This window comes from Reichenbachiella versicolor (assembly GCF_003171675.1).
Lineage (GTDB): Bacteria > Bacteroidota > Bacteroidia > Cytophagales > Cyclobacteriaceae > Reichenbachiella > Reichenbachiella versicolor.
Window position 1 is genome coordinate 379,873 of the sequence record NZ_QFZQ01000002.1, and the last position, 23,424, is coordinate 403,296.

At 36.3% G+C, this 23,424-nt stretch carries 14 protein-coding genes; 9 read left to right on the plus strand and 5 right to left on the minus strand.

Annotation, left to right across the window (positions count from 1 at the left end; genetic code table 11):
- The first annotated feature begins 16 nt into the window (after window positions 1–16).
- The 4 genes from DKG80_RS06575 (at window position 17) to DKG80_RS06590 (ending at window position 8,850) form a co-directional block, all read left to right on the plus strand.
- Window positions 17–1,693 carry a right-handed parallel beta-helix repeat-containing protein gene (locus DKG80_RS06575; RefSeq protein ID WP_109830523.1) on the plus strand — a complete coding sequence of 559 codons (1,677 nt, stop codon included), beginning with the start codon at window positions 17–19 and terminating at the stop codon, window positions 1,691–1,693.
- 265 nt (window positions 1,694–1,958) lie between these two features.
- The gene (locus DKG80_RS06580) at window positions 1,959–4,124 is read left to right on the plus strand and encodes a beta-N-acetylhexosaminidase family protein (protein ID WP_109830524.1); all 2,166 of its coding nucleotides are present in this window, start codon (window positions 1,959–1,961) and stop codon (window positions 4,122–4,124) included.
- Window positions 4,125–4,129: 5 nt separating this feature from the next.
- Window positions 4,130–5,620: a nucleoside hydrolase-like domain-containing protein gene (locus DKG80_RS06585; RefSeq protein WP_109830525.1), complete on the plus strand. Its 1,491-nt coding sequence runs from the start codon at window positions 4,130–4,132 to the stop codon at window positions 5,618–5,620.
- A gap of 32 nt (window positions 5,621–5,652) precedes the next feature.
- Entirely contained in the window at window positions 5,653–8,850 is a 3,198-nt protein-coding gene (locus DKG80_RS06590; RefSeq protein ID WP_162555721.1) for a glycoside hydrolase family 2 TIM barrel-domain containing protein, read from the plus strand.
- A 108-nt stretch (window positions 8,851–8,958) separates the two neighbouring features.
- On the opposite strand, the gene DKG80_RS06595 is transcribed toward DKG80_RS06590, so the two are convergent.
- Both DKG80_RS06595 and DKG80_RS06600 read right to left on the minus strand, forming a co-directional pair.
- On the minus strand, window positions 8,959–9,345 hold the full coding sequence (locus tag DKG80_RS06595) for a hypothetical protein (RefSeq protein ID WP_162555722.1): 387 nt from the start codon (window positions 9,343–9,345) through the stop codon (window positions 8,959–8,961).
- Between the two features lie 174 nt (window positions 9,346–9,519).
- Window positions 9,520–9,882 (minus strand): hypothetical protein, encoded by a 363-nt coding sequence (locus DKG80_RS06600; RefSeq protein ID WP_109830528.1) that lies wholly within the window; start codon window positions 9,880–9,882, stop codon window positions 9,520–9,522.
- 381 nt (window positions 9,883–10,263) lie between these two features.
- Between DKG80_RS06600 and DKG80_RS06605 the strand changes: the two genes are divergently transcribed.
- Both DKG80_RS06605 and DKG80_RS06610 read left to right on the plus strand, forming a co-directional pair.
- Complete coding sequence (locus tag DKG80_RS06605; RefSeq protein WP_109830529.1) at window positions 10,264–12,420, plus strand: T9SS type A sorting domain-containing protein; 2,157 nt, start codon at window positions 10,264–10,266, stop codon at window positions 12,418–12,420.
- Between the two features lie 316 nt (window positions 12,421–12,736).
- On the plus strand, window positions 12,737–14,986 hold the full coding sequence (locus DKG80_RS06610; protein ID WP_109830530.1) for an Ig-like domain-containing protein: 2,250 nt from the start codon (window positions 12,737–12,739) through the stop codon (window positions 14,984–14,986).
- 402 nt (window positions 14,987–15,388) lie between these two features.
- Here the strand turns inward: DKG80_RS06610 and DKG80_RS06615 are convergent, their stop codons facing one another.
- Both DKG80_RS06615 and DKG80_RS06620 read right to left on the minus strand, forming a co-directional pair.
- On the minus strand, window positions 15,389–18,253 hold the full coding sequence (locus DKG80_RS06615; RefSeq protein ID WP_109830531.1) for a CBM96 family carbohydrate-binding protein: 2,865 nt from the start codon (window positions 18,251–18,253) through the stop codon (window positions 15,389–15,391).
- A 314-nt stretch (window positions 18,254–18,567) separates the two neighbouring features.
- Window positions 18,568–20,109 carry a tetratricopeptide repeat protein gene (locus tag DKG80_RS06620; RefSeq protein ID WP_109830532.1) on the minus strand — a complete coding sequence of 514 codons (1,542 nt, stop codon included), beginning with the start codon at window positions 20,107–20,109 and terminating at the stop codon, window positions 18,568–18,570.
- A gap of 218 nt (window positions 20,110–20,327) precedes the next feature.
- Here DKG80_RS06620 and DKG80_RS06625 point away from each other — a divergent pair, with 218 nt between their 5' ends.
- Window positions 20,328–21,548 (plus strand): SGNH/GDSL hydrolase family protein, encoded by a 1,221-nt coding sequence (locus DKG80_RS06625; RefSeq protein ID WP_109830533.1) that lies wholly within the window; start codon window positions 20,328–20,330, stop codon window positions 21,546–21,548.
- A gap of 77 nt (window positions 21,549–21,625) precedes the next feature.
- A complete protein-coding gene (locus DKG80_RS21455) occupies window positions 21,626–21,829 on the plus strand; it encodes a T9SS type A sorting domain-containing protein (RefSeq protein WP_394342225.1) in 204 nt (67 codons plus the stop codon).
- Between the two features lie 203 nt (window positions 21,830–22,032).
- On the opposite strand, the gene DKG80_RS06635 is transcribed toward DKG80_RS21455, so the two are convergent.
- Window positions 22,033–22,914, minus strand: a complete 882-nt coding sequence (locus DKG80_RS06635) for an NmrA family NAD(P)-binding protein (RefSeq protein WP_109830535.1) — start codon at window positions 22,912–22,914, stop codon at window positions 22,033–22,035.
- Between the two features lie 111 nt (window positions 22,915–23,025).
- On the opposite strand from DKG80_RS06635, the gene DKG80_RS06640 reads away from it, so the two are divergent.
- Window positions 23,026–23,376: a winged helix-turn-helix transcriptional regulator gene (locus DKG80_RS06640; protein WP_221409061.1), complete on the plus strand. Its 351-nt coding sequence runs from the start codon at window positions 23,026–23,028 to the stop codon at window positions 23,374–23,376.
- Window positions 23,377–23,424 lie beyond the last annotated feature (48 nt).

Genomic DNA, 23,424 nt, shown 5'->3' on the forward strand with positions numbered 1-23,424 from the left:
TAGTATAGAGTTAAGAATGAAAAAGCAATGGAACTTAAAGTTGGGAGTGGCCTTAATGTTTATACTAGCTACATCACCAGCTATTGCCACCAACTACTATATAAGTAGCAGTATAGGGAAAGATTCCAACCAGGGAACAATAGCCGCACCATTTAAAAGCTTAAATAAAATAAGCTCAACTGTTCTATATCCAGGAGACACAGTTCTTTTCAAAAGTGGAGACACCTTCAAAGGACATTATAAAATCAATGGTTCTGGAAAGGAAGGAAAACCAGTTGTGATAACTTCCTATGGCAAGGGTGAAAAGCCTATTCTATCAGGACAAGTTGGAGAGGCTGGCGGCGGGGACCATGCAGAAGCTATTAGAATTCAAAATGTAGACAATATTGTTCTAGATGGTTTAGAAGTCCAAAATGAGCGGCTTGTTTCAAGGAAAGGAGTAAGAGACATGGATGCATTTGGAATTTCCATTCATAATAGTAGCAATAAAGTAATGCGAAATTTCTTATTCCAGAACCTTAAAATCTGTAATGTATACGCATCCACTCCTACATTGAAGAGAGAAGATTTTGACAAAATTCAAGTTTCAGGTATTAGATTCACCTCTACTAGAAACAAAATTGCTGGCAAGGAGAAAAATATCGACGGAGTAGAAATTCGAAATTGCTATTTCACAGACCTTCAAAGATTAGGCATCCAACTCAAACATGGTGGAGGGGCTGCTGGTATCGGAAATGACTCAATTAATCGAAATATGAATATTCACATTCATGACAATGAGTTCATTTATCTTGGCGGATCAGGTGTTTTACCCAACGCTACATACAACTGTTTGATTGAAAACAACCTCTTTGATCACCCAGGCTCAGACATAGACCAAAGAATGCCAGGTCGTGGTAGTTCTATCTGGAACTATAATGCTGTTAATACGATCATGCAATACAATACTGTCATTAGTGCAAACGGATATCTAGACTCCTATGGAATACATATAGATAAGCACAACAAAAACACGTTTGTACAATACAACTATATGATAGATTGCATAGGCGGATTCGTGGAAATTCTAGCCAATAATAAAAATGCTGTTTATCGTTTCAATGTCAGTATTAACAGTGGATATAGATATAGTAAAGGAGTATCAACATGGAAATCAAGCAGTTGTACAATCTATATCTACTCTGATAGATGGACAAAGCCTAAACAAGCTGGTTTGATGTTGAGCGATGGTGTATATGTTTATAATAATACTGTGGTGATGGATTATGAATTTGAAACCACTTTCAACATTGACGCGAAAAACATGTTCATCTACAACAATATATTCTCCTCTACTAATGGAGCTAAAATGGGATATCTACAAAACAAAATCAATAACAACGGAACACCTTTTACTCTGACGAATAATCTCTATGAAGGAGATGTTAACCCTGAATGGATAAAGTATGATCAAAATCCGATACATGGCGTTTCAAAATTCACAGGAAAAGGAAAGCTCGAATCAGCATACAATCTCACTAAAGATAGTGACGCAATTAATAATGGTATTACCATATTAGGACCTCCTGTACCAGGAGCTGGAAGAGGTGTATTTAAAAACATACCTTCTTATCCTACTGTTGATTTTTATGGTAACCCAATTGATTTAAAAAAAGGCTCTCCAAATATTGGGGCTTCAAATGCCAAGTTTTAGTTATCTACTTACCGGTAAATAAAAAATCTCTAATTCCCTTTCTTTGATCAGTTCATTCTCTTGGAGTGAAATTGAATTTCAAGTTGAAAAAATTATAGCAGTAAAGCCTTCCTCAATAAAAGAAATGAGTATAAAGAAAAAAATAATAACTAGCGTTTTATCAATTGCAGTTATACCCATGACGGTATTGGCTCAAGGTGTCTACACTGGGTAGATCCAAGTATGTAAATGCTCATATAATTATTAAAGGAAAAGTCTTATTGAAATGAAAAAACTTATCTACATTATCGTCACTCTACTTTCACTGAATTCCTGTTCATTGAAGCAAAATGAGATAGCCATATATACTAGTATCTCCTCACCTCAAACTAATTATGCGCTTAGTAATATCTCTTCATTATTCGACACTAATCGAATAGTCGTAACCAACTCGGTAGATAAAGCTGACATCATTATTGAAATCGACAAGAATAATAATTTGCCTAATCTTAAAGCAGAAGGTTTCTCTATTCAGGAATCAAAAAATGGTAAGAAAGTAATAATCGGTAAAGATCCTACTGGAGCAATGTACGGTATTTTCGATATCGCTGAAGAACTATCCTTTGGAAAGAGTCTAGATGAAATCAAATCCAAATTTGTCAACCCATCCTTCAAAAACCGCTTCATAAAATTCAACCTCCCCTGGGAGCCTTACAGAGATAGAAAAGTTGTTTCAGTTCATGAACAAACTTGCCGAGACACCCTGTACTGGAAATCTTTCCTAGACATGATGGCAGTGAATAGACTCAATGTATTATCTCTATGGAATCTCCACCCATTTACAGACATGATTAAGCCTGACAAGTACCCTGATGCAAGTTCACTTACAGATGAAGAGCTTTCCAAAAGAAAAGAGTTTTGGAAAACACTCTTTGCTATGGCCAAAGAAAGAGCCATTCAGACCTATATCGTGAATTGGAATATTTTCTTACCTGAAGCATTCGTAAAAAGTAGAGGACTTGAAGATGAATACAAAATGTCTGGTAAACATTGGGGAGAAGGTTTTACCTCTCCACTGGTAGAAGATTATACTCGGGAGTCTGTAAAACAAGTGATTAATGAGTACCCTAACTTAACAGGAATAGGCATTACTCTGGGCGAAGGAATGGGTGGTATGACTTCTGAAGAACGAAGAGACTGGGTCAATAGAACTATTATTAAAGGCATGAATATGGCCGACAGAAAAGCTAAGCTACTGTACCGTGCTCCGTTGTCAGCAAGCACATCAAGCGTCGGTGATACTGATAAAAGAACCGAAGTTCTTACCAGAGAATTATTAGACACCTTACAAACTCCACTCGAGACAGTTATCAGTTTCAAATATAACTGGTCGCATGGGCATTCTTCAGATAAGCTGGTCATAGTCCATGGTGGAGTTCTGACCAATACATATTGGAACCCGGCTCCTGATAACTATTCGATACTATGGACTGTAAGAAATGAAGACTTCTTCATTCACAGGTGGGCAGAACCTGAATTTGTACGAAGATTCGCAAAAAACAACCTCTCTCAATCGTATATGTCTGGCTGCATCATAGGTTCAGAATGCTATATCCCAGCTAAAGATTACATTTCAAATGAAACTGGAAGCAAATATTTTGATTACGCCTATGAAAGACAGTGGCTTTGGTACTCCATCTGGGGGAGGATGCTATACGACATAGAAACAAATGATGAACTATTCGCTCAACAACTCAATAAAAAGTTCGACATAGATTTTGGGGGTAAACTACTAGAAACATGGAAAGTCGCAAGTAGTTACTATCATCACTTTTCGTCATTTTATAGAGGATCATGGGATGCGGCACTATATTCTGAAGCATTTTCTTCGATCATGAGAGGTCCTAACGTCACTGTCAAAAATAAGGTTGATATCGTCACGATGGCAGCATTAGGCAATAGACCTGTTTTGGACACTACTCAATATGTAAATATCTCAGACTTTATCGTAAATAAAGATTCAATAAAAGACGAAATAATAACTCCCATTGAGCTGGTAGATATTCTTAATAAAAATGGAGATAAACTATTATCAGATCTAGAAATCTACAGGAAATATGATGTTGATCCTGTTTTAGAAGTAGAACTGACAGATATAGAGATTTTAGCCAATTTGCAGTTGTTTTTTGCAGAACGAATCAACGCTACGACCCTTTTAGGAGAGCACCTTTTATTAGGTGAATATCTTCAAGAAGCAGAGATCGAAAAACACTTAGATTCATCTATTCAATACTGGCAAAGAATTACGGAATTAAAAGAACGATACAACAAGAAACAAATTTTATATGCTTTCAATGATAAACTAGATCACCGAGTGTATTTAGAAACACTCAAAAAGGAACGAAAAAACTATAAGGAGATCAAGGAGTTTTGGATTCATAATATAAGGTAAGAATCATGTATCGAGTATTATTGATTTTACTCATCTTGTCGAGTTACTGCTTGATTGGACGACACTTGGATGACAAACATAGGTTGATCATCATGGCTGATATGGGAAATGAACCAGATGAAATGCAGCAAATGATTCATATGATTACTTGTTCAAACGAGTTTGACATTGAAGGCCTTATTGCTGTAACAGGAAAGTACTTGCATCCAAATACTCATTTAGGGGATTATAATAAAGTCACGCACCCTGAACTTTTTCATGAAATTGTAGACGCTTATGCAAAGGTTTATAAAAACCTTTTAGAGCATTCCTCCTCCTATCCAAACCCAGAAAGTTTAAGAGGAAAAATTACTAGTGGGCAAAGAGAATATGGAATTGCAGATGTTGGTAAAGGTAAGTCTAGTAAAGGGTCAGAATTGATAATACAGGCAGCTAAAAAAAACGATACACGGCCTATTTGGATAGTTATTAACGCCGGCTCAAACACCTTAGCCCAAGCCTTATTTGATTATAGAGACACACACTCGAGCGATGAATTAAGCGTTTTTATTTCAAAACTAAGAGTATTTGAAAATGGTTCTCAAGACAACGCTGGTTCTTGGATATGTAGCGAATTTCCTGATATTCATTGGATCAGAAGTAACTTTCAAACCTATTCATATGGCGGGCCAGGGTGGGGAAATAATTCTAGAAAACTTGGCCCGTATTATTGGCACCCTTATGAATACAGTACTAAAGGTCAACTTGATTGGCAAAAAAAACATATAATGGTGAATCATGGACCCTTAGGAGATCTATACCCAGAAAGGAGATTTCATGCTTGGGGAGATGGTGTCATTGGCTATATGGAAGGTGGTGGGACGATTCCATGGATGGGTTTGATCAATAAAGGACTCTTTGATATTGATCAACCTTCTTGGGGAGGATGGAGTGGTAGGTTTACCGCTAAGAAGATAAAGAATTACTGGTCAAAGCATAAAGACATTAAAATTGATGAAGAAAAAGTAGCACCTTTTTATTGCTATGGAGAAGCATCCGATACATGGACTGATCCTTTAGACGATTCTACTTATCTCAGTAATTACGTTCCTATTTGGAGATGGAGAGAGGCTATGTATAATGATCAAATAGCCCGCATGGATTGGTGTGTTAAAGACTACAATGATGCCAATCATCATCCTATTGCTGCTGTAGGTGAAGATAAGTCAAATACAACCTTGCGAATAAAAACAAAAGCGAATAAAATATTGAACTTTGATGCCTCCTTATCTTCGGATCCTGACAACGACAATATTCAATTCAAATGGTGGATTTATCAAGAAGCTGGTAATTACACTAAAAAATTGATCATAGATAATAATAACAAACCCAAATGCTCTTTGGAAATCCCTGAGGATGCTATTGGCAAACAAATTCATCTGATATTAGAAATCAAAGACGACAATGAAATAGTCAATCTATTTGATTATCGAAGAATTGTTATTGATGTCAAATGAAAGAAATTATTTCAAAATTCAACAACAAAAATATGAATAGAAAGATTTTTTCAAGTGTAATATTGCCGTTGCTCTTTGTTCTATTTGGACAAAAAGTATTGGCCCAAGAGTTCTGGAAAGACAAACAAGTTTATACAGTCGGAACAGAACCTCATGCAAGTACACATTTCACATTTGCAGACAAAGAAACTGCTCTCGGGGGAAATGAAGAAGATTCACCTTTCTACCAAAACTTAGGAGGAAACTGGAAGTTTTACTGGGCAAGCACCCCTAATCAAAAACCTAAAGACTTTCATCAACCTGATTTTGATGACAAAAAGTGGAAAGACATCCCAGTACCCTCATGCTGGGAGCGCTTAGGCTATGGTAACCCATCCCATCGTACTATAGGAAGTTTAGTCAAATCTGGTAGTATTAAAGTGCCAGAAGTACCAGAAGAAGAAAATGCAGTTGGTAGTTATAGAACCAAGTTCGAATTACCTGCCAATTGGGCTGATAGACAAACTATTCTTCACTTCGAAGGAGTGTCGAGTGCCTTTTATGTATGGGTAAATGGTGAATTAGTTGGTTATGATGAAGACGCAATGACAAGTTCTATGTTCAATATCACCGATTATCTCCAAGAAGGTCAAAACACTTTGGCAGTACAGGTATATAGATTTTCAGATGGCAGTTATTTAGAATCAGGTGATACTTGGACCTTTAGTGGTATATTCAGGCAGGTTTACTTACAAAGTCGACCAAATGTTCAAATTCGAGATTTCTATTTCACTTCAGATTTAGATGATGAATATAAAGATGCCACTCTGAATGCTAAAATCAAAGTATACAATCATACAGAAGAAATCATCCAAAAATATAAAGTCAAAATTGACCTTTACGATGCTGAAGGTACTTTGATATCGGACGCAGGTTTTAGTAGTCCAAATGTAGGATGGAGAATGGGGAATCCCGGTACTGAAAGTGTATTGATAAGTTCTAAAACCATAAAGTCACCAAAACTATGGTCAGCTGAATCTCCTTATTTATACACCATAGTAATGACTCTTGTCGATCCTGATGGTCAAATTGTCGAGGTAACTCAGACGCCATTTGGATTCCGAGAGGTTGAAATGAAAAATTTACAAGTCTGTATTAATGGCAAACCAATTTTAATAAAAGGTGTTAATCGAGGTGAATCAGATCCAGAAACTGGAAAAACTCTCACCGAGGAATCTATGATTGAAGACATACTTCTCATGAAGCGTCACAACATCAATGCTGTTCGATCAAGTCACCATCCAAATGACCCTAGATGGTACACATTATGTGATAAATATGGTTTATACGTGATGGATGAAGCTCTTGAATCTCCTGACTTTATCATTAGGGGAAACGTACTTCCAGGAAGTGATATTGGATGGCTAGCACCTGCATTAGACAGAGGTGTGGCCATGGTTGAACGAGCAAAAAATCACCCGTCAATCATCTTTTGGTCTCTTGGAAATGAATCTGGATGGGGACAAAACTTTGCTCTAATGAGTGACTATATCAGAAGATTTGATCCATCAAGACCTATTTCATATGATGGCCGTGAAACTGATTGTTGGGCTGAGAAGAACTATTTCGATATGAATAGTTCGATGTACCCATTTATTGAAAATGACCCAAAACAAAAACACTGGAAACTATTGGATTTCTGGGCAGATCCGAAATACAACAAGCCTTATATCATGATCGAATATGCTCATGCTCAAGGCAATTCACTTGGTAATTTTGCAGATTATTGGAAAGTAGTAGAGCAAAACCCATCATTCTTAGGTGGTTATATTTGGGACTGGGTCAACCAAACCTACAATGAAGAAATGCCTGATGGTACTATTCGACAAAGTCATAAGCTTGATTATCATCCAGTAGAAGGTGTCAAGATAGATTCAGACTTTACCAAAATCGAACGACCTAATCCTGGATGTACTAAAGGAGTAATTTTTGCCAACAGAAGTGCAAAACCATCCCTTCTAGAAGTAAAAAAGGCTCAGCAGTTTATTAATATCAAATACAAGCAAAACGGAGTTTTTGAAATTAAAAATAAATATCACTTCACCAATCTCAACAACTTCAAAGGAAGCTGGACATTGATGAAAAATGGAGAAAAGTTGAATTCTGGATACATTGATGACATTAACTTGAACCCTAATAAAACAACTGAATTCAAAATTGCTCTACCAAAATTCGATACGGGTTCAGAATATACAATCAACTTAAGCTATAGGTTAAAAGAATCAACTATCTGGGCAAACGCAGGCCACGAGGTAGCTAGTGAACAGGTCATACTGCAAGAGTGGAAACCAATAGTATATAATGCATCAGGTAAAGTTTCGCTTACCGAATCCACGGATAAAATCATCGTATCAGGAAAAACATTCCAAATAGTCTTTAGTAAATCTAAAGGTGGTATCGCATCAATCACTAGTAAGAACAAAGAGTTAATCGCACAATCTGGAAATATTACTGGACCTACACTAAATGTATATCGATCGCCTATAGAAAATGATAAAAAATTCTATAGTAAACCGTGGAAAGCTGCTTCTCTAGATCAGCTAAAACCACAGGTTGTTTCAATCAATGCTGAGCAAACATCTTTTTCTTTGATACAAATCAAATCAGTCATCGAATATGAGTCAGACTCAGGAAGTTTCTTACATGAATGTGTATATAACATTGATGGAACTGGTACAATGAAATTAGAAAACTCAGTGACTCCAACAGGGTTTGAAGACTTAACAACACTCCCTAGAGTTGGACTTAAAATAGGTCTTGTAGGTAGTTTGGAAAATGTCAAATGGTATGGTCGTGGCCCACATGAAAATTACCCAGATAGGAACGAATCTGCATTCATAGGAAACTATCAATCTACAGCTACAGATATGTTTGTATCGTACTTAATACCACAAGAAAACGGTGCGAGGTCAGAAGTACGTCATACCGAAGTAGCATTCAAAGGAAACAAAAAACCTTCGATTAGAATTGAGTCTAGCAAACCATTTATCTTTTCTGCCCTACACTATGATGCCAAAGATTTAGATAGAGCCATACGTCCAGAGTACTTAAAAAGTAGAAAAGAAACCATACTCTGTATAGATTCTAAAATGCAGGGACTAGGAAATGCAAGCTGCGGACCTCCCCCATTCAAAGAATACTTGCTGCCAGTAGAAAAGTATGAGTTTGACTTTATATTGAGCCTATTATAATCCGACTATAAAAAAATGTAAGATCTACCAATACTAGATAGGTCTTACATTTTTATCTTTTTTGAATAAATAGAAATCTAGAATTGATGAAAATCCTTAGGTATATAATTAATACCTTAATAATGCATCCAATGCACTATGTGCGGTAATTACCTTTTCATTATTTAGCTTAACCTTAGCTATTTGATACAGATGATAAGGAAGATTACCTACAAATTTCTTGTCTTTATTGTAATGATCATATTGATGATGAACATGAACTAGATAGTCATCTTGCTCTGTCAGAATAACTTGATACTCGTGGGAAGTATGAGGCAGATTATTATAAACACATAAATATATTACACCATCCTCATGACTATCTACGGAAGTAAACGAAAAATTGACTCCCTTTTCGTCATCAATTATAGACAAAAATTGCTGTCCAACTTTCTCTACACCTGAGCGTTTAAGTTCAACCCCATTATCATCCGCAAACTTTTGTATATAGGTCAATGTGTAATGATGAAAAGGGATAAAGGTATTATTATCAATCATTGTAATGAATAATGTAAATAAGCTTGCAAAGAAAGTTTATTCTTAAAACATGCCTCCTATCAATAGTGATAATTTTCCCTCTCCTATCCCAACTCTTGCTTAAAAATCATAATTATATCATATTTTAACAGCTTAGGATTCAGCTAACCAATCTAAGGCTTCTTCTTCACTATCAAAGGTTTTTAATCTGCTTTTTGCTCCGGTGAAAGTAACATACCCATTCAACAGTATCTTCTTTAAACCTTCTATTCCTAATACTGCTTCTTTCGCTATTATATGGCTATTTTTTTTTGAAAACTCTTTTGCTTGACTCATAAACTCTGCTGACCCAAAAGACCCTTCAACAAAACTTATCGTGCATACTGGCTCATTACTTTTCAACATTTCTGATTGCACTTCATGCAAAACTTCAAGCATTTGTTCTGATTTTCTAAGTCCAGAGTAATCACAGTACAATATCTTTTTCCCTTTATGTTCAATCCATTTTACTCTCATATTGACTGTATCTTAATGTTAATTTAGCACTGTTATTTTATTAAAATAGTAATTATATATTTCATAAAAAACATTTAATAATGACTTTTTTAAAAATATTAATACCAATCTTAAAACCAAAAATGAGTTCTATTTCAATCAATATCTCAATTCATTCAAAAAGAACTCAAACATACTACTTGAATTTTCAAAATTCATTGTTGATCGTGAATCATGAGAAACTGACTCCATCACTTGTGAGAACTTTTAGTTAACAACAATACACTCCATTAATTCGAAGATTAAATTTCAAACACCAACATAATTCGTTAGATATTAAGACCTAATTTCGCTTGATAATTGTTTTCGACATCTAATTCTTGAACATTAGATTCTACCTACATGATCCGAACAAAACAACTTAACCAAAAAGATTTTATCAAATTCCTAATGAAGAATGTACTAACCACATTGGCCATTGTTGTTTTTGGATGTTTCTATTCACATGCTCAAAACAAATGGTGTTATACACCAAATACTATTAATAAACATACTCGATTTAACCGAATTAACTCTTCCCATAGATCAGTAGTGACTATTGATCCTCCAATCAAAGTGGCCATTGCATTCTACAATTTTTATTTGTCAGACGGCTATGGTAAAATCCCTCAAGAGAACATTGATAGCGCCATAGAATATTTAAACAATGTCTTTGCACCGGCTAAGATGTCTTTTTTCATAATTGATGAAATACACCATATAATGTCAAATAGACTAGCTGAATTCGACATTAAAGAAGGATCTGAGGATAATAACGAAGTCGATCGTTTTTATTCTATAGATGGGGCATTGAACATTTACACATTCCCGTTCCCGAAAGAAGGATACACTTACCTTCTAGGCTGGTGTGGCAGGGCATACTTCCCTGAATCTGGAATAGATAAAATATACTTGAATAGTAATTGTGATTTAAATGAGCTCTTAGCTCATGAGGTAGGACATTACTTTTCCCTACTTCATACACACACTACCGTAGATGGTAAAGAGTTAGTAGATGGTAGCAACTGTTCTACAGCTGGAGATTTAATCTGTGACACCCCCGCTGATCCAGGACTGAGCAATAACGTAAATGAAGCTTGCGAGTATATAGGTACAGCAAAAGATACTAATAACCAACCATACTCCCCTAGCATCAGTAACCTGATGTCATACGCACCAAATTCATGCAGGAATTCATTTTCTTCACAACAAATTGAGCAAATGATAGGTGCCTACAACACCTACAAAACATATATTAGCCAAAACGACTATCTGGCACAGTTTTCAGCAGAGCGTAAAATCATTTGCCCAGAAGCCAAAGTAGCTTTTGAAAACAAGTCGATAAATGCAGAAAGTTATGAGTGGTCTTTTGAAGGAGGTACTCCTTCAAAATCAACAGAAAAGAATCCTGAAGTCGCATATACTCAACCAGGTTCATTTGATGTATCTTTAACAATAACCAATAAAAACGGTTTAACTAACACTAAAACATATCAAGAGTATATAACAGTTGAAACTCCAATAGTATCAGAAACTGCCATTATCGAAGGTTCTTTTGAGGAAGAAACGATAAAGGAAGAAATAATCAACCCAGATCATATCAAGACTTTTGAGAAAGTACCATCTCTATCTACTGACGGACTCCAGTCAGTGATGATGAATTTTTATGACTATGAAGATGCAAAAGGTCAAGAAGATTATTTGATTTTAGGAAGGCTAAATCAGCTAGAGTCTAAGACATGTTATTTATCGTTTGACTACGCTTATACCCCACATGACGAAGAATTTTTTGATAAACTTGCTGTTGTATTTAGAGAGCCTTGTGGAGAATGGTCAACTTTATGGGAGAAAGAAGGTGGAGAATTACAAACCACTAAATCCTCTGTTAAAAACACTCTTTTTGTTCCAAAGTCAGATGAATGGAAGAACGTCATAATTGAAATAAGCGACAAAACTCAAGACTATGAAACTTTGGAGTTTGCATTTAAAACTACCAATGGGCGGGGAAATGCACTTTATCTTGACAACTACAAAGTAATACCGGTTCCTAAACAACCCCAAATTATCTATAACAATAACCAACTATCAATTATAGAAACTGAAGGATTAAACGTAAAATGGTTTTTGAATGATATATTGATTGATATACCATCCACTTACTCTATTACGATAGATAAAATTGGAAAATATAAAGCTATAGTTAACAACGGGGAATGCGATGTAGAATCAGAAATATATGAAGTAACTCAGCTACCTGTAGCTCTTTCATTACTCTCTAATGCAAAAACACAATTTACTGTATACCCATCCCCCTCTTCAGGTATAATCAATATTGACATTGCAGAAGAATTAATTGCAAAAAAGCCTGAAGTAAAAATTATTGATTTATCAGGAAAAATAAGAATATCAACCACTTACACTAGATCTGTCAATATATCCACCCTTCCCGACGGAGTTTATATGGTTCAAATAGTGAATCCATCATACTCTATGAAACGGTCCATCATTTTAAGAAAGTAATACAATTAAGCATAGTTGAAAGGTTCATCAATTAATTAACACCTGTATTAAAAAACGTATATGCAATAGTGTTTTCAGTAATACAATACACTAAATGAATGCTACCATCTGTAATACTGAACTTTTTACAAAATCTACAATAAACGTTGTATACGAGCTGTCAGGATAGTCACTGTTAAGTAATTGTAAGTAATTAACAGCTAACTGTTAAGTTTATGAAAGCCCTTTTAATTGGTGTCAATTGAGTAGAAATATAGCTTAGTATGATGCTTTTATGAATGGGCAGAATTATTAACTATTATTTCGACTAAAGACTATGAATAGACTAAGACTAATTATGCTATTAGCCGTGATCACGACGTGTTCACAGAGTAATCTGATAGCAGGTGGCGCTGGTTACAACAAACATAGAATTGCAATCAGTGCTGATGGTAACAATCAACCTGATGTGGGGTACCCTAATGCTACTACAGAAGACTGGGCTGCGGCTCCTCTATCTCTCGCGCTTATCGCTAAAGAGAAGTTACAAGATAAACTTGTTCATTTCTCCTATAACAACTTCATAGATGCACCAGCACATACTTCAGAGACTAATTATATGAAGGTCAATTGTGAGGAAGGGGCTACGAGATTCCAATTTGATACAGATGTATTCTTTGACGTATCCGCTGAACAAGCAGATGCTGTGCTAAGCCTGAAAGAAGAGATGAAAAAATCAACTTCAGCAGATCCATTATATTTCATCTTAATGGGACCTCCAGAATTGTTTTACCTAGCTGTGCAAGCAGTGATTGATGACGGATCTGTCGAAGCTCTATCCCATGTCAAGGTCATTTCTCACCTTGCTTCCGTAGAATCTTTAAAAAGAAGAACTACTCATCATACACTTGCTGAGGCAATTACGCTTAGTGGTGATAGAATAACACATACACAAATCGCTGATCAAAGACAGTGCAATATTGGATACAAAGGCTTTTGTCAAAAAGATAAGATCTTCCAATGGTCCTTTCTAAGAGATCATAGAGATGAAAACCTGAAATGGCTTTATAAAAGAATACAGGAACAAGGTGGAGACCCAGTTAATGTCAATGTTTCTGATGCTGGTATGGTTTTTTACTTACTAAAAGGAAATGAAACAGGGAGTCCAAATGCTGTAAAAAACTATATAGACTATGGAATCTTATTAGAAGGTGATGAAATTATTGAATCAATCGATATCACAGAAAAAGATGTAACTATTTTCCCAAAAAGAAGATATCAGCTTAACTATACAACGACACCTGTAGATCCCTGGGATGGCTTTTATTCATGGACTACTAGTAACAGTAGCATAGCATATATTTCTCCAACAGGACGAGTTATTGGGGTATCACCTGGAAAGGCAACCATTACCCTTACTGGTGGTATCAATGATGCAAAAACCACAGTAGACGTAATCGTACTAGCCGAAGAAGCTTGTGAGAGTTGCTCCGAATCATGTGAATTAATAGAAAAAGATGGACTGCTTGTATTTGAAGCAGAACGTTTCAACCTTAAAGGCAAATGGGAAGTGGTCGAAGGAGATAACTATGCTTCTGGGGGTAAATATCTGACTTACACAGGACCAAATAGCTACAAAACGCAAAACCTTGCTAATGAGATTTCATATACATTCAAAATAAATAACCCCGGTAAATATCAAGTCAAGTGGTTCATGAGACAACCTGATGAACTACATGGAGAAGAGGTAGAAGGTGATAAATCTAACGATGTATGGATACTAATAGATGGTGGATATGGGTATGCCAATGATGACAAGCTTGCTGGATACGCTAAAATAGTCGGTAGAAGTAAAAAAGTATTCGCTTTTAATGGATCTCTAGATATAGATCACAAGTCATTTGCCTTTTATGGAAACTTTCCTGCCGCAGGAGAATATACTATGAAACTATGTGGCCGATCAGAATATGTACAGATAGACAGATTTGTGCTATACAAGACCGACGTTGGCAATGTGGGTTACAAAGCCGCGGACGTTACAGAAACGACTACATGTATGGATGATGTATTCAGTATAGAAACAGATTATCAAGCAGTCACTTCAATGTCAATTGAAGTAACTGACATTAACCTAAAGGTTGGAGAAACTAAAGAGATCTCAGCTACCTTCGAGCCTTCTAATGCTACTATACAAAGCATTACCCTAGGATCTTCAGACCCTAAAGTAGCCAGCGTAGAAGGTAATACAATTAAAGGTATATCGAATGGAACGGCAACTATCACAGTGAAATCCGACGATGGAGATTTCACAGAATCGATAAAGGTAACTGTAACAGAAGATGGTTTAGGTATCCAAGGCATACTACAGGGCGTATTTCCAAACCCTGCCAAGTCTTGTATTAATATATCAGTACCTAACCCTGGAAGCCTTAGCATTTATTCTATGGATGGTAGACTTGTCAAAACCAAAGACCTTACTGAAGGAGTCAACTCGGTTTTAGTTGATCATCTATATTCAGGAAAGTACATTACTCATTTTAAAAGTGAACAAGGTTCTAGTAGAGCTTTGATTACTATTGATAGATAACACAACAACTATCATTTTATATTGACCAATTATGGTGTTAGTCGGAAGTTACACCATATTGGTCATTTTTGGTTTTCACATATTGGAAGATCTCCTTTAGTCAATTACACAGTGTTTGTTGGTTTATGAATTTAAGTTTGATTTTTGATCTAGAGTCAGCTTAGTTTTTTGTATTAAAACAGAAGTATTTGTTAACTGAGACGGTACTCATGAAAGAAATAAGAACCTTATTAAACCAACTACTATAACAATTCGACATCAATACTAGCTCCATTTCTATCTAACCAGTTTAAAAAGAATACTCCTAGACAAAAAAGACGCACCCTTGATGATGCGCCTTTAACGTGCAATATATATTCAAAATCAACAGGCTGACTAAACCTGAAGATGTTGAATCGAATATTATTCTATCACTAGTCTACTAGTAGTAGTCCCTATTTCAGAGCTAATCTGAATCACATAAATACCAGACGCTATTCCAGACACATCAAATATTGGATTGTCAACATCTGCTTTTAAACTAATAGGCAGTCCTCCTGTTATATTTCTTAGTGTGATCAATGCCCCCTTCGGACATTCTACTTTGAATACGCCTTTTGAAGGATTGGGGAAGAATGAAACAGACTTCATATTACTTATACTTTCATTTAAACCTTCTATAGTTCTTGCAGAACTACCACTAGTCACGATAGTAAGTACTGGTCTCAGAGCTGCATTTGCATTTTCTGATGAAGCAAACGAAATATCGTTGCCTGAGCCATGTCTGACAATAAGAGATAAATAACCGCTATTAGCTATTTGAGATACATCCAAATCAAAAGTATATGACTGCCCTACTGAATACGTAGCATTCTTAGAAGCCAAAACACCTGCTGATGCTGGAGCATTCGATGTAGATAAGTTAGTTTCAGTCCAACTGTTACTACTTCCTTTCAATATTTCAACTACTCCAGATCCTGCATCAGATCCAACTCCTAAGGTCAATTTGGCAGTAGCTATCTGTCCAGTAACAGAACTCAAGTTATATTTCAAATAACTTACTCTATTACCATCTTCTACTCTGAGATCTATAGTGTTATAACGAGTTGATCCTTGGAGGTAAACATCTTGAATAGCATTCAAAGTAAATGTCTCTGAAACAGCGGTAGACCCTACATCAAAAGTGGTGTCTTTGTTTCGAACTAAGTTGGTCTGCCAATTACCTCCAACTGGTCTAAGCGCCAAGTCTACTATGTAGCCGCTTGCAGCAGGAAGAGGGTTTGCCAATGAAACAGTAACTGCCACTTGCCCAGTGCCAGACGGAACTGTTATTTGTTTATTAGCTATGTAAGCATCTTGCGGAGAACGAATACCTACATTAAGATCGCGACTTCCATCTGCAGTGTAAGCGATCGTCACTGCTATATCAGTTTGACTATCCGATACTGAAGTAGGTGCCTGCACAACTGAAACAGCTTCCTGTACAGCGTCTGCCTTTACATCAAAAGTTCCTCTAACTGTTTTGATATTTGACTGCCAACTTGTGCCTACTGGACGAATTGATACATCCGCTATGTAGTTATTGGCTATAGATAAGGCTTGCGCTAAAGGAACTGTAATAGTTACCTGACCACTGCCATTAGGTACTGTTACTTTCTTGCTGGTAATAAATGTCTCACCTGGAGTCTTAAGAGCTACATTAATATCTCTACTTCCATCGGCTGTATAACTTACCGTCACTGGTACTTCAAGATCAGAATTGGATATGGATGAGGGGATATTTGCCAAGCTTATATCTTCATCTATTTGGACACAATTTCTTGTCTCAGCAGTGACACTAGCCTCCGCTTCCATTTCCTCTCTAGTTCTACCCAAAGCAATAACAATTCTATCAAGCTGAAACTCTTCAGATCTACCAGATAGTCTCAATGTATATTCCCCTGGTGTTGGAAAGTTCACCCTCAACCAAGCGCTACCAATACTATGTATGTCCAAGGCTCCGTTGAAACCGAATACTTGTTTGCTACGACCTACAAACTTGTGAAAACCTGTGATCACATTTCCTTTAGCTGTCTGAATAGCATCAGGAAAGTCCAGCCAAGCATCATTGGATTTATCACCTTCAGCGTGATCTGGTTGACGCATATTCCAGAACACATTGTAATTACCCGTTGTAGTAATTTGAAACTTTACTTCTGTATTATGTGCTGGGTTTGGAGAATTGTAGTGATTAGCTCCCATGAATTGGATATACTGACCTCCAGCAGCTACAGGATCTGAAGCTATCTCCCATCCACCATTAGTAGGGAAGCTCTCTCCTTCTATGATGAGTAATCCATTGCTTTCCGCAAGTCCACAATCACCACTATCTTCTACTTCAATACCATTCCCAATAAATGTCTCAAACTTAGAAGGACTACCATTCTCATCCCCTACTAGCAACCAATACAACATGCCTGCATCAGAGATATCAGCTGAGTTTTTAGCATTAGCTCTCATTCTTTGATAAAGCCATGCTACATTAGGGTCAGCATGATCTCTCATCCAGTGCCAAACTGTCCAATCCTTATCTGATTGCCAAAGTACATTGGGATCGTGACTTCCATTCTGATCCTTGATTTTGGTATACTTGATTCTATTACCGCTCAACTCCTGAACCTCTGCCCATGTATGGTGCTTTTGGCTTGCTGGTACTGGAGTAAGATCAAAATTAGGGTCACCTCTTCTCAGATGATTTTCATTGTATCCACTATGAGAAACCAAATACACATGCGAAAGTGCTGAAATCTTACCGTTAGCAATAGTTTTCGCTACAGCTCGATACAAGAACTCTGCGGGCCCCATATGAATAAAGTAAAGACGGTTAGACGAAGTTGACTTACCTAACTCTGTGGCAAGGTGATTAATCGCCGCTGTATTATTAGCACTGACATCGAAAAAACGACTTGCATCAAAACCCCACCTGTTAATACCTCCATCAACACCAATCTTCATCTCATTTACGGCAGTAGTATGCGGTGGAGAATCGATAAAATTGTTGTAGGAATAATGAACAAGTTTGTCTTGTAACTTGAGCTTTGCGATCATAGCCAATGCAGCTGGGGTACCTCCCCAATCATCTGGATCAGCGGTCTTCCACCTATGTAGCACATCAGGTTGGTTATTGCCGTCTGCACTTACGGCAATTCGATGGTTGTTGTATCCCCATGACTGGGCACTTACCACACTCGACATCAATAGTGCCGAGGCTATAAGATACAACCTCAGGATTATAAAGTTCCTAATCATAATTGTATTAATTAAAATAGTTAATAAACCTAGACACTCGTCTAGGCAGTTTAAAAGGTATATGTAACTTACTGATAGCAGGCACCTTAACTGCTAAACATCAGCTTATCAAAAACTTAACCATTACACAAAACGGATTTACAATTACTTAGCAAAAAGTATGAAATAGACCCTATTTACACATAACTCTAATTATGAGTAGATTTAAGAATCTAGGTTCTCTTAGGAAGATATTTTGATTGCTATCAAGACAAACTGAGGATATATAGTATTCTTTCGATTGTTCAGTAGAAACTTAAGCTGATCGAATGCGGTTATTTACTAAACTCATTGAGAAAATCAATCAAAACTACATCTCGACTCAACCCCATCTTCTTACGAAGTCTACTTCTACTTGTATTGATTCCATCGACTCCTAGCCCCATTATCTGTGCCATGTCTTTGCTAGAAAACCCTAGGTTAATGAAAGCACAAATCTTTAGATCAGTCTTAGTCAGCTCTGGAAACTGTTCTTTTAAAGTCGAAAAGAACTTGTGGTTCAAAGCTGTGAAGTGAACATCAAATTCTTCCCACTTTTTTGACCGGTCTATTTTAAGAGAATTAATTATTTTTTGAATTGTTGGTTCGTTCTCTTTTTTGAACTGCATGGAGTCTAGGTGTTTTTTCACTTCTTCCTGAAGGCTATCTCGTTCGATAAGTTGCATAGCTGAAGATAGAAGTTCCTTGTTTTTTTGTTCAAGTTTATCCTTCTGCATCTGTTTTTCTGTCTCCTGTCGCTGTTCAAGATTCTTTTTTTCTGTTTCAGTTTTTCTCAACCTTTTAATAAAATAAAAGAGTATCACTAGTATCAGCACTACAAGAGTACCTATATAGAGAATCAGCCTTAGCCTGAGAAGATCTTTTTCGTTTTTTAGCAACTCAGTTTGCTGTATTCTTATTTTTTCAGCATTCCTATCTCGGATTTCCAAAAAGGAATTGTTGCTAGGACTCTTAATATTAAATGCCTGATCACTCATAGCTTTAGCCTCTGATAGACACTGATAAGCCTTCTGTACGTTTCCTTTTTCAGTGTACAATTTTTCAAGGTGCTCGAGAATCTTAACCTTAATATCAAAATGAACATCTCTTTCATTTAAACGAGATAGACTTTTTTCTAAGTAGAGTATTGCTGAGTCTGTTTTCTGCTTCTTGAGATAGAAGATTCCTTTATTATAGAACAATAGATCATTGATGTGTTTGGGTGAGTTGTCAAATCTCGATTCAAGTGATTTTAATATCACTTCTGCCTCATCTAACCGGTACATTTTTATATACAGTTCTGCCAAATTTAACTGGTCATAATAAAGACTGATATTCGACTTCGGTAGTTCTTCACTGATCCGAATTCCCTTAAGGATAAACTCTTCAGCCTTAGGATAGTTATTCCCTGCCTCCATTTCTAACCTTCCTTGAATTCGATAAAACTTCCTCAATAACTTAGTACTGTCCTTGTGAGATTGAATATTAGAAAACAAAACATCATTCACCGAATAAAACTCATCTCTAGCTTTTTCATCTTGCTCAAATATCAAATAGAGAAAGACGATGTTAAATAACAGATCTATTCTAGCCTCTAGATTTGTCGAGTGGTACAATTCACTTTTCAGCTGCATTGCTTGATCAAACGCTTGGTTATAATCGCCTTGATTCGAAGAGCGATTAACACTTTGAAGCCTCATATTCAGCGATTCATCGGAATCAATTGAATTATCAATATTAAGCGTTACTTCAAAATGATTGGCTACACCTTTTTCGGTTAAAGCGAAGAAAATCAAAGATGCCAGTACAACAATTAGTTTAGATATAGAATTATGCATTGTAAGATGTTTAATTTCTAAAAGTATTAATTATCAATGAATTAAAAATCATAAAATATAAAATTGCTTATATGTAAAACAGAAGAAAGTTAGTCTTTGCTAAGTCATTGCTTAAATATTTGAAGAGCAAAAAACATATTTTCAACCTTATAATTGTGTTGTGATTTTTCATTTAGCATTTGAGTGAAAAACGATTAAAACAAGACTAGACTGAAATTATGAATGTAAGACTTTTGAAGCAATCACTAATGCTTCTCGTTACTGCCCTTGTCTCACTAACCACAGAATATGCTTTAGCCACTGATGTATCTGACCCTAGCACCACTCAAGAGCTGAGAGTACGATCTGGTTTGCCTAACTTTTTTTCTAAAATCGGTCAGCAGGAAACACTTCGAGTGGGCTTCATAGGAGGAAGTATTACTGCTGGAGAAGATGACAAATGGAGTGGTAAAGTTTTTAATTGGTTTAAAGAACAGTATCCTGATCAAAAGTTTGAAAAGTACAATATTGCTGTACCGGGGACTCCTGCCCCATTCGGTGCTTTCAGAACTGAAAGTAAACTACTCGTTCACCAACCAGACTTAGTATTCATCGAATATAGAGTCAACGGTCTTGGAGGTCAAGGCATCAAAGGTCCTGAAGGTATGGTACGCCAGATTAGAAGTCAAAACCCTCATACGGATATCTGTTTCGTCTATACCATCTCGAAAAATATGATAGAATCTATTAGAAATGGAAAGCAAACCAGTGTAGGTAAAGTATTGGAACAGACGGCTAACTACTACGATATTCCTACAATAGATATGGGAATAGAAGTGGTAAAACTCCTTGATGAAGACAAGCTAGTTTTTCAGAGCAATACTGCTGTAGATGGTAAAATCACTTTCACCAAGGATGGTACTCACCCACTAGAGGCTGGGGCTGAGATCTATAAGGATGTAGTGGTCAGAAGCCTTTCGAAAATGTCTGACAATAAGACTACTTTGAAACATCCATTACCAAAGGCAATAGACGGTCTTAGCTTTGAAAGTGCAACTATTCATACCGTGAATGAAGTAAAGAAGAGTAAAAAATGGACGGCTATGGACCCTAATACAGATGAGATCTATAGAAGCGCTAGGTGGAGGTCTGAGTTTGTGGTAGGAGAAGCATTGAAAACTGATAAAACTGGTCAAACGATTACTTTCGAATGGGAAGGCTACGCATTAGCTATGAGTACACTTCCTCAAGGGACTGGAATGGCTATCGAAGTATCTACTGATGGCAAGCCTGCCAAAGAGTTTACATTTGAGCGGCAAGGAAAAGATAGATATGGTTCATATTTATTCTACGCTCCATTCTTGGATAATGGCAAGCACACTACTACGGTCAAAGTAACCAAGTTACCTAACTCTAGTGTTTATTATTTTGGTCAGTTCTACACTGTAAAAAAAAAGTAGTTACAGATGAGGGTGAGCAGAGTGATGAGGGTATAAAGGATGATGTATCTACGAACATACTAAATAAGCGAGCTGTTATCGAGTTACATCCTAACCCTTCCTCCGACTACATATTTCTTTCTGAAATGCAGTCTGGTGAATCATTTGAAATCTCAAATCAATTGGGAATTGTAGTTAGAAAAAGTATCCTAAAGAATAAGAAGATAGATATTAACACTCTTCCAGCTGGGATTTACTACATCAAAACTAGAGATAGCATCTCAAGGTTTATCAAAAAATAGCTAGGACTTATAGTTACTAAATTCGTCTCGTTCAATTAACTGTACAACTCAAATTCAACGGCATTTATACTAGCGATAAGATCAATCAAATATAGACTTAATGGATTAGGACTAGTAAACGTACTACTGCCCTAATCCATAAAAAAGCTCTATCTAAGTCTCGTATTATAGTTTTCTATTAAGCAGAAAGTCAAATCGTGTTATCATGAAATTGACCAATCCACAGACTTGACCCATTCTTGAATAGTTGACGGTTCTATTCCTAGTAACTCTTGCGTTTTAGAAAATGACTTATTGACCAACATTTCTTGTTCTCTCTCCACATAGCGGTACAAATTTGAAATTTCCTTCGCATTTAATTCACCAAAAGCTGGAATCAATTGTTGCTCAAAATCATCTGGTTTGACACTGATAAAATTGACTTCTTTCCCCAGGTATTCAGATATTGACGCTGCTATCTCCTCACCTGACAATAGTGTTCCACCAACTGGCAACTTTTGTCCTATCAAGTGATGCTTATTAATAGAGGCAGCTACAAAACATGCTAAGTCTTGATGACTAATCCAAGGAGCTTTCTTATTCGACTCTATGGGATATGGTAGAATATTCTTTTCCACAACAAGTGGAATTGACCAAGGAGCTGCCAAGTTATTCAAGTAAATATCTGGCATCAAAGTCAATACATTGAGATTCGAACGATCGAAAAGCTGCTGAATTTCAAACTTAATATTTTGCCCTAAAAATTCTGTCTTATTTTGAGGAACGTCAAATCCTGAATTAAAAATTACAAACGGTACTTTTTGTACTTCCGCAGCAGCTATAAAGTTTTGAGTAAAGGAAATAGCCTTTTCCATATCAAAAATCAAGGGAAAGGTATATACGGCTACATCTACAGCTTCCAAGGCATTTATGATTGATAGTTTATTGCTCAAATCCCCAGAATGAGCTTCTATTCCATCCGCCAGTCTACCTTTACTAGTATCAGACGTAATTGTACTTACGCTATGACCATCTAAAATTATTTGATTAGCAATTGCAGCACCTTGAAACCCAGAAGCACTCAATACAAAAACTCTCTTTGACATAATATTTGATTTAAAATTTCTATGACAAAACTATGGATACACCCTACTTTTAGAAAGTACCTACTTTTTAGTAGGGTACTTACTTGAAAGTAACTAATATTGAAAATCAGGATGAAAGAGATGAAAAAAGTTGAAAAAAAATTTCAAGACTGCCCTGTTAGTCACGCACTTGGGATCATAGGCGGCAAATGGAGCTTGCTGATCATAAAAGAAATCGGACTTGAAAAAAGGAGATTTGGAGAGCTTAAACGACTGATCCCGGAAATAAGCGAGAAAATGCTCATTCAAGAGTTGAAGTCACTGGTGAATTTTGGTATTTTGAATCGCAAAGCATTCAAAGATATTCCTCCAAAAGTTGAATATTCATTGACCAAAAGAGGAGAATCTGTATTACCAATAATCGCTCAAATCAAAGCCTTTGGAACCGAAATAATGACTAAAAATATTAATAAAGAAATGTAAGGTTTGGGAAGAAAGAAGGAGAATAAATTCCTTTGATTCTATCTAACC